Origin of the sequence: Streptomyces sp. SID4985 (assembly GCF_009863025.1) — a bacterium.
Lineage (GTDB): Bacteria > Actinomycetota > Actinomycetes > Streptomycetales > Streptomycetaceae > Streptomyces.
This window is the reverse complement of record NZ_WWIR01000570.1, coordinates 1-11,512: the sequence shown is the minus strand read 5'-3', so window position 1 is coordinate 11,512 and position 11,512 is coordinate 1. Positions and strand designations below refer to the sequence as shown.

The window sequence follows — 11,512 nt, the reverse complement described above, 5'->3', positions numbered from 1 at the left end:
TTCAGTAGCGGGGACAGGATTTGAACCTGCGACCTCTGGGTTATGAGCCCAGCGAGCTACCGAGCTGCTCCACCCCGCGTCGTTGTGTGCCAACCGTATCACGACGCGGGGCGGGGTCGGTCACGCCGCCGGCTTGGCGGACTCGGCGGGCTTGGAGGGCTCGGCCGGCTTGGTCGGCTTCGCGGACTCGGCGGGCTTCGACTGGGCCTCCTCCGCCTTGCGCAGCGCCTCCTGGAGGTCCTTCTGCGCCTTGGCGTACGCGTCCCAGTCGGGGCCGTCCTTGAGCGCCTTCTGCCCGGCGTCGAACGCCTTCTGGGCGTCGTCGAGGGCCTGCCGGACCGTCGGGTTCTCCGATTTCGGCGGCTCGGTGGTGCCGCTCCCCGGCGGTTCGGTGGTGCCCTTCACCCCGAACACCTTGTCCAGCGCCTGGTCCAGGGTGTCCTCGAAGGCGGTCCTGCCCTCGTAGGTGACGAGCACCTTGCGCAGCAGCGGGTACTTCAGCTTGCCGCCGCGCACGTACACCGGCTCCGCGTAGAGCAGGCCGCCGTCGAGCGGGACGGTGAGCAGATTGCCGTACTCGACCTGGGAGTGTCCCTTGCTGAGCAGGGCGATCGTCTCGGCGATCTCCGGCTCGGAGTTGAACTGGCTCTGCACCTGTTCCGGGCCGTCCACGGTGGTGCTCGTGGGCAGCTTCAGGATTCTGATCCGGCCGTAGTCGTCCGAGCGCGGGTCGGAGTCCACGGCCATGAACGCGCTGAGGTTGTCCCGGCCCTTGGGTGTGAAGGTGGTCGTCAGCGAGAAGGCCTGTTCCTTCTGGTCGGGCATCTTCATGCTCAGGTAGTACGGCGGGACCGCGCTGCGCGAGTCGTTGGTCGGGTCGTCCGGGACCTGCCAGACCTCGTTGCCGCTGAGGAAGGTCTTCGCGTCCGTCACGTGGTAGCGGCTCAGCAGCTCGCGCTGGACCTTGAACAGGTCCTGCGGGTAGCGCAGATGGGCCATCAGGTCGCCCGAGATCTCCGCGCGGGGCTTCACCGTGTGCGGGAACGCCTTCATCCAGGTCTTGAGCACCGGGTCCTCGGTGTCCCACTGGTAGAGCTTGACCTCGCCGGTGTAGGCGTCGACCGTCGCCTTGACCGAGTTGCGGATGTAGTTGACCTGGTTCTGCTGGGCCACCACCGCACGGGAGTTGTTGGTGGCGGTCAGCGAGTCGGCCGTGGTGTCCCCGAGGGTGGTGCGCGAGGCGTAGGGGAAGCCGTTGGAGGTCGTGTAGGCGTCCACGATCCACTGGATGCGGTGGTTGACCACGGCCGGGTAGGCGTCGCCGTCGATGGTCAGCCAGGGGGCGACGGCCTCGACGCGGTCCTTGGGCGTGCGGTTGTACAGGATGCGCGAGCCCTTGCCGATCGCCCCGGAGTAAAAGATCTGCGGCTCGTTGAACGCCACCGCGTACGCGGCCCGGTTGAGCGGGTTGTCGAGCGCGACACCGCTCTTGCCGCGGTAGCTGGTGTCCTTGTCGCCCTGGGAGTCGGAGTAGTCGATCTCCTTCTGCGGACCGCCCACGATGGAGTACGTGGTGGTCTTCTCGCCGTAGTAGATCTCCTGCTGGTACTCGCCGAGTTCGCCCGTGGAGGGCAGGTTCTTCTCGATGAAGACCGGGCGGCCCTTGTCGTCGGCCTCGGTGCCCTTGGCGGCGACCGCGCCGTAGCCGTGGGTGTAGCGGAAGTGGTCGTTGATCCAGTTGTGCTTCGGGATGCCGGTCAGGTCCAGCTCGCGCAGGCCGATGACCGTGTCCTGGTCCTTGCCGTCCTTGGTGCTGTACCGGTCGACGTCCAGGTTCTTCGGGAAGCCGTAGTAGTCCCAGATCTGCTGGCTCTGCTGGAAGGTGGGCGAGACCACGTTCGGGTCCATGATGCGGATGCTGGCCGTGGCGCCGACCTGGTCGCGCAGCATGGTCTTGTCGGAGGTCGCGGACTTGCCCGGGTACCCGCTGACGTCGGTGTGGTCGATGCCGTACGCCTGGCGGGTCGCCGTGAGGTTCTTCTGGACGTACGGCGCTTCCTTGGCCTGCTCGTTGGGCTGGACCTGGAACTTCTGCACGATGGCCGGGTAGACGCCGCCGATCAGGATGGCGGAGAGCACCATGAGGCCGAAGCCGATGACGGGCAGCTGCCAGGTGCGCCGCCACAGGGTGGCGAAGAACAGCAGCGCGCAGATGACGGCGATGCAGAACAGGATCGTCTTGGCCGGGAGATAGGCGTTGGCGTCCACGAAGCGCAGACCGGTCCAGTTGTCCGTCGCCTTGAAGCCGCTGGACTTCACCGCGAGGCCGTACCGGTCGAGCCAGTAGGCGACCGCCTTCAGCGCCACGAACACGCCGAGGAGCACGGACAGATGGCCGGTCGCGGCGGCCGAGGCGCGCGCACCCGGGCTCGTGACGCGCAGCCCGCCGTACAGGTAGTGGGTGAGCGCGGCGGCGATCAGGGAGAGGACCGTCGTGGCGAAGCCGAAGGCCAGCAGGAAGCGGTACCAGGGCAGATCGAACGCGTAGAACGAGACGTCGAGGTGGAACTGCGGGTCGCTCTGGTGGAAGGGCACGCCGTTGACCCACATCAGCCAGGTCCGCCACTGGCCGGCCGCCGAGGCGCCGGCGACCAGGCCGACGAGCGCGGTGACGGCGAGCAGCAGCCAGGTCTTGTACGGCGCGATACCCATCCGGTACCGGTCCAGGCTCTGCTGCTCCATGGACATGGCGCTGAGCGGGGGGCGCAGCCGGTGCGCGAGCCAGATGTTGAAGCCCACCGCCAGGGCCATCAGCAGACCGAAGACGAAGAAGAGCCCGGTCTTGGTCCACAGGGTGGTGGTGAAGACCGACGAGTAGTGCACCGAGCGGTACCACTGCCAGTCCGTCCAGAAGCCCGCGAACATGGTGAAGGCCATGCCGAGGGCCGCCAGGACGCCCAGCGTCACGAGCAGGGTCCTCACGCGCCGGGACGGGCGGTCCCCCCTCGTCCGCGGTCCCGTCGGGCCTCCGCCCCGGTCCGGCATCTGGAAAGCCAAGGTGCTTACCTCGAAGTCGCTGTCGATCCGTCAGACCCTCGTGTTCGCGGGCCCTCGGCGGCCCCCCGTGATCGCGGGCCCCCACCTATGCAACTTACTCACGGTTTGCTCGGTTCCCGATTCCGGCCGGGAACGAGGCAGGATTGTGACCATGTCCAACACTCCCATGGCGGCGAACCCGCTCACCCGGGCCGTACTCGAGATCGACGAGTACGCCTCCGGCCTCGGCTGGGACCAGCCCGCCCGCCTCTTCGCCCTTGTCGACACCGCACGGCTGCGGACCCGGGAACCCGCGCTCGCGGCCCAGCTCGGCCTGGCCGAGGACACGGGCGAGACGGGGCTCACGCCCATCGAACAGGAAGAGGTGCCCGCCGACCGGCCGCTCGACGAGTTCCTCGCCACCATCGCCTGGCCCGACGCGGTGACCGGCTGCGCGCTCACGGTCGAGCGCCAGATGCTGCCGCCGTCCGCCGAGAACCAGGTCCCGCAGGGCCTGAGCGGCGCCAAGCTGGCCAAGTGGGTGGCCTCCCACCCCGAGCGCCAGGAGGTCCGCATGACGGTCGCGGTCCTGCGCGGCGGCGGGCGCGACTCCGCGATCCGGCTGCGCGAGAAGGACTCGCCGACCGAGGTGCTGACCGGCCCCGACCTGGTGCCGGGACTGGCGGAGGCGCTGGCGGCGACGTTCGAGGACTGAGTCCGCGCCGCTCCGGGGAGGGCGCCCGCTACGGGTGCCCTCCGGCGGGTCAGCGCCCGGTCAGCCCTTCGTCGTGCACTTCGGCAGCGCGGCCGTGTCGCCGGTGCGGATGTCCTTCAGGGCGCCGAGGGCGTCGTGGATGGTCTTGACCTTGACGAGGGTGAGGCCGCTCGGGGTGTCCTGGGCGGCGGCCGCGCAGTTGTCGGCGGGCGTCAGGAAGTACTGGGCGCCCTTGTCGCGCGCGCCGACGGTCTTCATCTCGATGCCGCCGATCGGCCCGACCGCGCCGGAGTCGTCGATGGTGCCGGTGCCCGCGACGAACTTGCCGCCGGTGAGGCTGCCCGGGGTGAGCTTGTCGTAGATGCCGAGCGCGAACATCAGACCGGCGCTGGGGCCGCCGACGTCCGCGAGCTTGATGTCGACGGTGAACGGGAAGGTGTGGTCGGTCCCGGCGGAGATGCCGACGATGGCCCGCTTGGTGCCGGTGTCCTCGGACGTGCCCGTCGTGATCGTGACGTCCTGGGTCTTGGTCGCGTCCTTGTGCGCCTTCTCGGCGGCGGCCTGCTCCTTGGCCGGGACGACCGTGAAGACGACCTTCTGGCCGGGCTTGTGCCGCGTCACCAGCTTGGCCACGTCGGAGGGCTGCTTGACCGCGGTGCCGTCCACGGCCTTGATCACGTCACCCGCGTGCAACCTGCCCTCGGCCGGGGAGTCCTTGATCACGGTGGAGACGATCACCCAGGACTTCACCGGGACCTTCAGCTCCTCCAGGGCGGCGACCTTGGCGCTCTCCTGGGACTGGCTGAACTCCTCGGCGTTCTCCTGGGTGGACTGTTCCTCGGTCTTGCCGTCCGGGTAGAGCGTGTCGTGCGGCACGATCTTGCTGTCGTGCGCCAGCCAGCCGTAGACCGCCTGCACCAGGTTCATGCGGAAGTCGGCGCTGGTGACCCGGACGGTGGTCATGTTCAGATGGCCGTCCGTCGGATAGGTCTTGTGCCCCGCGATCTGGAGGACCGGCTCGCCGTCGTGCTCCCCGAGCGTGTTCACGGTCGGCCCCGGAGACATCTCCGCGTACGGCACGGGGATGAGCACCCCCGCGCACAGGAGCGCGATCAGCATCAGGGTGGAGGCGAGCATCGTCGCGGTGCGGCGTGGCATGGCACGACAGTACGGGACGGGCCTGTCAGCACACCGTCAGGGCACCCTTGTCACGCGCCGCGGGCACCCGTACGGGACTTCTCCATGGCCTCGCGGAAGCGGGCGTATCCGTCCAGCTCCGGGCCGTCGCTGCGGGCCCTGCGGGTCCGGTTGGCCCAGCTTCCCCACAGGCTCGCCACGACAGCAGCGACAACCGGAATCAGCAACCAGGCGAGCGCCGCCATGCCGACCTCCCAACCCCATGAGCGTCCGCGAACTGAGTGATCAGCAGATTAACCGCTCGCACTCATAACGCTCACGCCAGGGCACCGGTTACGCAAGCGGAGGACCCGGTCGGCCCAATGTGACGATGATCAGCCGGTGCCCGACGGTGATCAGCAGGCGCCGACCCATTCCTCGGTGCCGTCGGAGAACCGCTGGTGCTTCCAGATGGGCACCTGGTGCTTGACGTCGTCGACGAGCCTGCGGCACGCCTCGAACGCCTCGGCGCGGTGGGGGCACGACACGGCGGCGACGATCGCGAGGTCCCCGACGCCCAGGTCGCCCACCCGGTGGAGGACGGCGAGCGCGCGCACCGGGTACTCGGCGGCGACCTTCTCGGCGATGCGCCGCATCTCGTCCTCGGCGCTGGGGTGGCAGGAGTAGCCGAGGGCGTCCACGTCGGCGCCCTGGTCGTGATTGCGCACCGTGCCCACGAAGAGCGAGATGCCACCGGCGGCCGGGTCGCCGACGGCCGCGTACACCTCGTCGAGCGAGAGCGGGGTGTCCCGGATGCCGATCAGCTTGACGGGGTTCTCAGCGGCCTGCTCGCCGGGGTGATCGTTCGTGGGTGCCATGTCTCCATGGTGCCGCACGCCCCGGACATGCGGGAACGCGAAGCTCGGCCGAGGGGAGCAGGCCATGCCGGGGAGAGGGTTACGAAGAAAGCGCCGTCAGAGGATGCGGCGCGCCCTGCGGGCCCGGCGGACCACCGCCGCCGCGCCGAGCAGCGCGACCGTCGCGCCCGCGGCGCCCGCCGCCGTCGCGTCCTTGCGGCCCAGGCGCCGTCCGGCGACCGTGTGCCGCCCGGCGACCTCCTCGAGCAGCTCCGCCAGGACCTCCTCGTTGGTCCAGCGCGGCCGCCACCCGGCCGCGTGCAGTCGGCTGCCGCTGACCACCCAGGGGTACATCGTGTACGCCAGGTCGCCCGCCGGGGACGGGGTGAGGCCGATCCGGTGCAGCCGGGCGGCGGCGCCGAGCGCGACGGCCGAGGGCAGCTCCATGCGCCGGATGCCGCTCAGCTCCTCGACCTCCTCCTGCTCCAGCCAGCCGTCGCAGCCGACGGCGAGTTCCCCCTCCACCTTCTCCAGGACGGCGTACTCCAGGGCCGTGCACAGGTCCTCGACGTGGCAGAACTGCCACGCGGGCCGCGACCCGGCCACGACCAGCAGCCGGGGCGACTCGAAGTAGCGGGTGAGCGCGGTGTCGGTGCCGCCCACCAGGACGGCGGGCCGGACCACGGTCACGTTGAGGCCGGGGTGCGCCCGGGGCGCGCGCCGGGCCAGCCGCTCGATCTCCAGCAGGTCCGCGACCCCGGTGGCCTCGGCCGTCGCGCGCAGCTCGGCGTCCTCCGACAGCGGCAGCTCGTTGTCCGGGAGCGCGCCGTAGACCATGGCCGACGTGCACAGCACCACCCGGCGGACACCGGCCGCGGCGGCGGCCGTCAGCACGGTCTGGGTCCCCCGGACGTTGTAGGCGGTGCGGGCGGCCGGATCGCTGCCGAGGTCCAGGTCGAGCGCGAGGTGCACGACCACGTCGACGCCGCGCAGCTTGTCGGCGATGGCCGGGTCGCGCACGTCGAGGATGTGCCACACCGCGTCCGCGCACTCCCCGCGCCGCTCGTCGATGGCGACGACCTGCCGGACCTCCTCGCTCGCGGCGAGCCGCTCCGTGAGCAGCGCGCCGACCCCGCCGGCCGCACCGGTGACCGCGACGACGGGGCCGCGCACGGGGGACGGAAATGTCGGGTTTCGCGCTGCGCGAACCTGCGGATCTGGGGAACTCACCGGGCGTCTCCAGCGGTTGTCTTCAGTACGGGCGCGGACGACGCGCCCGTACCAGGTGCATCCATCCTGCCGCAGCCCTTGCGTGGGCGAAGCACCGAGGCCCAATCCGGTCCGGGTGTCTACGCTGGGTGGAGAAGTCGGGCAGCCGCGCCGCCGGAGGAAACCGGTGGCCTTACCAGCCGAGGAACCCCGTGAGTGACACCCCATTCGGATTCGGCCTTCCGCCGGAGGAGCCGGAAGACGGCGACGAGGGCAAGAAGAAGGACCAGCAGAGCGGTGGTGGGCAGGGACCGGCCAACCCCTTCGGTTTCGGCGGCCTGCCGGGAGCCGGTGGCTTTGGCGGCCCCGGCGCCGACAATCCGCTCGCCGCGATGTTCGGTTCCCTGAACCCCACCGACCTGGGCGCGGCCTTCCAGCAGCTGGGTCAGATGCTCTCGTACGAGGGCGGCCCGGTGAACTGGGACATGGCCAAGCAGATCGCCCGCCAGACGGTCGCCCAGGGCACCCCCGACGGCGTCAAGGACGCGAGCGTCGGCCCCTCCGAGCGCACCGCCGTGCAGGAGGCCGTGCGCCTGGCCGATCTGTGGCTGGACGACGCGACCTCGCTGCCCTCCGGCGCGAACACGGCCGTGGCCTGGTCGCGCGCGGAGTGGGTCGAGGCCACCCTCCCGGCCTGGAAGGAGCTGGTCGACCCGGTCGCCGAGCGTGTCGGCGCGGCCATGGGCGACGTCCTGCCGGAGGAGATGCAGGCCATGGCGGGCCCGCTGATCGGCATGATGCGCTCCATGGGCGGCGCCATGTTCGGCACCCAGATCGGCCAGGCCGTCGGTGTGCTCGCGGGCGAGGTCGTCGGCTCGACCGACATCGGCCTGCCGCTCGGCCCGGTGGGCCAGGCCGCGCTGCTCCCGGTCAACATGGAGACGTTCGGCAAGGACCTCGGCGTCTCCAAGGAGGAGGTGCGGCTGTACCTGGCCCTGCGCGAGGCGGCCCACCAGCGTCTGTTCGCGCACGTGCCGTGGCTGCGCTCGCACCTGTTCGGCGCGGTCGACGGGTACGCGCGCGGGATCAAGGTCGACACCGCCAAGCTGGAGGACGTGGTCGGCCAGTTCGACCCGCAGAACCCCGAGCAGCTGCAGGACGCGCTGCAGCAGGGCATGTTCCAGCCCGAGGACACGCCCGCGCAGAAGGCCGCCCTGGCCCGTCTGGAGACGGCGCTCGCGCTGGTCGAGGGCTGGGTGGACGCGGTGGTCCACGCGGCCGCGAAGCCGCGTCTGTCGTCCGCCGACGCGCTGCGCGAGACGCTGCGCCGCCGCCGCGCGAGCGGTGGTCCGGCCGAGCAGACCTTCGCCACGCTGATCGGCCTGGAGCTGCGGCCGCGCCGGCTGCGCGACGCCTCGCGCCTGTGGGCCTCGCTCACGGACGCGCGCGGGGTGGACGGCCGGGACGCGCTGTGGCACCACCCGGACATGCTGCCGACGGCCACCGACCTGGACGACCCGGACGGCTTCGTGCACCGCGAGCAGCTGGACTTCTCCGAGCTGGACAAGATGCTCGGCGAGGCGGCGAGCGGGGGCGCGGAGAAGCCCGACCTCAAGAAGGACGAGGGCGAGACCGGCGAGAGCAAGGGCGACGAGACCGAGTGAGCCTGTACGACGACGCGGTCCACGTGCTCAAGGAGTACGCGGACCAGGGCGAGCTGCGCGACGCCTACCTTGAGCATCTGGCCGCCCACCCGGACGGCATGTGGAAGTCCTGCCACGCCGGTCACGTCACGGCCAGCGCGCTGGTGATCGACCCCGAGCACGACCGGGTGCTGCTCACGCTGCACAGGAAGCTGCGGATGTGGCTCCAGATGGGCGGCCACTGCGAGCCGGGCGACGCGACGCTGGCGGAGGCGGCGCTGCGCGAGGCCACCGAGGAGTCCGGGATCACGGGTCTGACCCTGCTGCCCGGCGGCCCGGTCCGCCTGGACCGGCATCCGATCCCGGCCCCCTGCCACTGGCACTACGACGTGCAGTACGCCGTCCTCGCCCCGCGCGGTGCCGAGCACGCGATCAGCGACGAGTCGCTGGACCTGCGCTGGTTCGCGTACGACGAGGTGGCGGACGTGGCCGACGAGTCGGTCCTGCGGCTGCTGGAGGCGAGCCGCACCAGGCTCTGACGGCTGTGAACGTGTAAGGGGCGCCCGCAGTGACGGGAGCCCCTTACGTTCGTCCGGGCGCGGTCGGCTTTCGTCCGGGCGCGGTCAGCCCCAGACGTTGCCCTGGTTCTGTCCGCGGGCGCCCTGCTGGCCCATGCCGAACTGGGCGGCGACCCCGCCGCCGATCCGCGCGTGCTGCGGCGGCATCAGCTCACTGGGCTGCACCAGGGCGAAGCCGGAGCCCATGAAGCTCAGCTCCCATCCCTCACCGGTGCTGGCGCGCCGCCGCCACACCCCGGAGGAGTGCGTCTGAGCCTGCATCTGCACCCGCAGCGAGGTGGACCAGGCGACGATCGCGTCCGCGTCGCAGTTGACGTACTTGTCGGGCGTCACCTGCATCAAGAGCGGCGGGCCGGAGGTCATGAGGGCGACCTTGCCGCGTCCGGTGATGTTGAGCTGGTACTTCCCCGAGCCGGAGATGCCGTAGAGGCTGTCCACGGCGATGACCTCGTGGTGCAGCGAGGAGTCCATGGCGAGGACGTAGGCGCTGTCGACCGTCAGGCCCTCCTGCTCGACGTCCAGGAGGTGCACGTGCTGGGCGAGGTTGGCCAGGTAGACGGTGCCCTGGCCGTGACAGCGCATCAGGTCCAGGCCCTCGCCGGTGTGGGCACGCGCGCGGCGCTGGCCCTGGGTGCGGTACTCGGCGTCGAACTCGACCAGACCCTGGTAGGCGACCATGGAGCCCTTGCGGGCGAGGAGGTCGTCGTGGCCCTCCAGGGTGACGCGGAGCATCTGCTGGTTCTGCAGGCTCCAGCGGTCCTGGGTCTGGCGGTCGTTGTGCGCGAAAAGCGGGCTCTGCATGGTGTGTCTGCTCCCCCTCAGCCCCGGAACCGGAGGCGGTCGGTGCTGTCCTCGCTGGGCTGGACGACGACGATGCCCTGGCCGGAGAAGGCCAGCTGGTAGGCCTCGCCGCTGCCCCGGCCGATCAGCGACTGGGCCTTGAAGCTGCGCTTGCCCTTCACCTTGAGGTTCGGGGACCAGGCCACGAGCGCGTCCGGGTCGACGAAGGTCTCGTCCTCGCCGCCGCCGCAGTCGACGACGATCGGCGTGCCGCGCGAGGTCAGCGCGACCCAGCCCTGGCCGGAGATCGTGGTGTTCCACAGGCCCTGCCCGGCGAACTTGGCCATGCCCTTGACCCGTTCGACGCCCCAGGTCAGCTGCGCGTCGAAGGCGAGCAGATTGGTGGCGTTGACGGAGATGCCCTCACCGGCGAGGTTGATGACGACCACGTCGGCGCCGTAGTCGGCGAGGTAGAGCAGTCCGTCGCCGGAGCACTTCATCAGCGGGGCGCCCTCGCCGGTCATCCAGTCGCGGGCGATCTGGCGGACGGCGGGCGGGTTGGGCTCGTACTGGATGAACCCCTCGTAGGAGATCATCGAACCCGCGCGCGCGAGAAGGTCGTTGCCGGTCTGCATGGCGACCTTCAGCATCTGGCCGCCGTGGTTCTCCATGCGGGCGGTGACGGGTGCGGGGGCGTGGCCCGCGAGCGGCTGGTACATGTCGGGCTCCCTCAGACCTCGTACGGCTGGACGACGATGAAGTTGCCGGGGGCGCCCCGGAACTGGAGGTTGACGCTCTCGCCGGTGTCGCCCGCGTACGCGTTGCGGCGCATCCGGACCTGGCTGGAGACGATCACCTGCGCGCCCGCCGACCAGGCGACCACCGCGTGGCAGTCGGCGAAGGTCGTCGGCGTCACCGGGAGCACGACCGGGACGCCGTGCGTCTTGACGACGATCGTGCCGGTGCCCTGGAACTGCATGGTGAACAGTGCGCCGCCGGGGATGCCGTGGCCCTCGATCCGGCGGACCTCGTACTGGAGGCTCTCGTCGAAGGCGAGGACGTTCTCGGCGGAGACGCAGATCGCGTCGCCCTGGAGCTCGATGGGGTGGAGATGGGTGGAGTCGTCGGCGAGGAACACCTGTCCCTGGCCGGTGCAGCGCATCAGCTGCATCTCCTGGCCGGTGGCGTTGCCGACGATGCGTCCGGCGAATCCGGCGCCCTTGTAGGCGAAGTCGACCTTGCCCTGGTAGAGCACCATGCTGCCCTGACGGGCCAGCACCGGCTGACCGGCGACGCCCAGGTCCACGCGGACCAGCTTCTTGTTCTGCTGCGTCCAGCGCTGCCCGGTGGGCGCCTCCTTGTACAGCTGCAGCGCCGCGCCGACCCCGGCGCCACCCTGCGGGGCGCCCTGCGGCACGCCGTACGGGGCGGTCTGCTGGCCGGGGACCTGCGCGTGGCCGGGCGGGGTGCCGTAGCCCGGGGGCATCGGGGCGCCCGGGGTGACCGGCGCGCCCTGGGTGCTGTAGCCGGGCGGCGGTGCGCCGTACGGCGCGGGGGCCGGGGCGGGCGGCGGGACCG

Annotated in this window: 11 protein-coding genes and 1 tRNA gene; 3 read left to right on the top strand and 9 right to left on the bottom strand. The window is 70.9% G+C overall.

The features are described 5' to 3' along the window. Window positions 1-5 precede the first annotated feature (5 nt). Together GTW40_RS24520 and GTW40_RS24515 are read right to left on the bottom strand one after the other, a co-directional pair. Window positions 6-79 (bottom strand) — tRNA-Met (locus GTW40_RS24520). Between the two features lie 41 nt (window positions 80-120). Next, window positions 121-3,045: a UPF0182 family protein gene (locus tag GTW40_RS24515; RefSeq protein ID WP_202486374.1), complete on the bottom strand. Its 2,925-nt coding sequence runs from the start codon at window positions 3,043-3,045 to the stop codon at window positions 121-123. A 163-nt stretch (window positions 3,046-3,208) separates the two neighbouring features. Between GTW40_RS24515 and GTW40_RS24510 the strand changes: the two genes are divergently transcribed. Further along, entirely contained in the window at window positions 3,209-3,751 is a 543-nt protein-coding gene (locus GTW40_RS24510; protein ID WP_202486371.1) for a PPA1309 family protein, read from the top strand. 60 nt (window positions 3,752-3,811) lie between these two features. On the opposite strand, the gene GTW40_RS24505 is transcribed toward GTW40_RS24510, so the two are convergent. From GTW40_RS24505 to GTW40_RS24495, 4 genes are all read right to left on the bottom strand, one after another. Next, window positions 3,812-4,909 carry a PDZ domain-containing protein gene (locus GTW40_RS24505; protein ID WP_161182342.1) on the bottom strand — a complete coding sequence of 366 codons (1,098 nt, stop codon included), beginning with the start codon at window positions 4,907-4,909 and terminating at the stop codon, window positions 3,812-3,814. Window positions 4,910-4,959: 50 nt separating this feature from the next. Then, window positions 4,960-5,133: a hypothetical protein gene (locus GTW40_RS32795; protein WP_018544394.1), complete on the bottom strand. Its 174-nt coding sequence runs from the start codon at window positions 5,131-5,133 to the stop codon at window positions 4,960-4,962. 150 nt (window positions 5,134-5,283) lie between these two features. After that, window positions 5,284-5,745: a molybdenum cofactor biosynthesis protein MoaE gene (locus GTW40_RS24500; RefSeq protein WP_161182341.1), complete on the bottom strand. Its 462-nt coding sequence runs from the start codon at window positions 5,743-5,745 to the stop codon at window positions 5,284-5,286. Between the two features lie 96 nt (window positions 5,746-5,841). After that, window positions 5,842-6,954, bottom strand: coding sequence for an SDR family oxidoreductase (locus tag GTW40_RS24495; protein WP_161182340.1), 1,113 nt, complete (start codon window positions 6,952-6,954; stop codon window positions 5,842-5,844). 191 nt (window positions 6,955-7,145) lie between these two features. Here GTW40_RS24495 and GTW40_RS24490 point away from each other — a divergent pair, with 191 nt between their 5' ends. Further along, window positions 7,146-8,597: a zinc-dependent metalloprotease gene (locus GTW40_RS24490; RefSeq protein ID WP_161182339.1), complete on the top strand. Its 1,452-nt coding sequence runs from the start codon at window positions 7,146-7,148 to the stop codon at window positions 8,595-8,597. Then, window positions 8,594-9,115: an NUDIX hydrolase gene (locus GTW40_RS24485; protein ID WP_161182338.1), complete on the top strand. Its 522-nt coding sequence runs from the start codon at window positions 8,594-8,596 to the stop codon at window positions 9,113-9,115. Before GTW40_RS24490 ends, GTW40_RS24485 begins: the two co-directional genes overlap by 4 nt. An 84-nt stretch (window positions 9,116-9,199) precedes the next feature. Here GTW40_RS24485 and GTW40_RS24480 read toward each other — a convergent pair whose 3' ends face one another. The 3 genes from GTW40_RS24480 to GTW40_RS24470 form a co-directional block, all read right to left on the bottom strand. Next, window positions 9,200-9,955: an AIM24 family protein gene (locus GTW40_RS24480; RefSeq protein ID WP_161182337.1), complete on the bottom strand. Its 756-nt coding sequence runs from the start codon at window positions 9,953-9,955 to the stop codon at window positions 9,200-9,202. A gap of 17 nt (window positions 9,956-9,972) precedes the next feature. Next, window positions 9,973-10,653, bottom strand: a complete 681-nt coding sequence (locus tag GTW40_RS24475) for an AIM24 family protein (protein ID WP_161182336.1) — start codon at window positions 10,651-10,653, stop codon at window positions 9,973-9,975. An 11-nt stretch (window positions 10,654-10,664) separates the two neighbouring features. Further along, window positions 10,665-11,512 (bottom strand): AIM24 family protein (locus GTW40_RS24470; protein ID WP_161182335.1); only part of this gene is annotated, 848 nt, incomplete at its 5' end.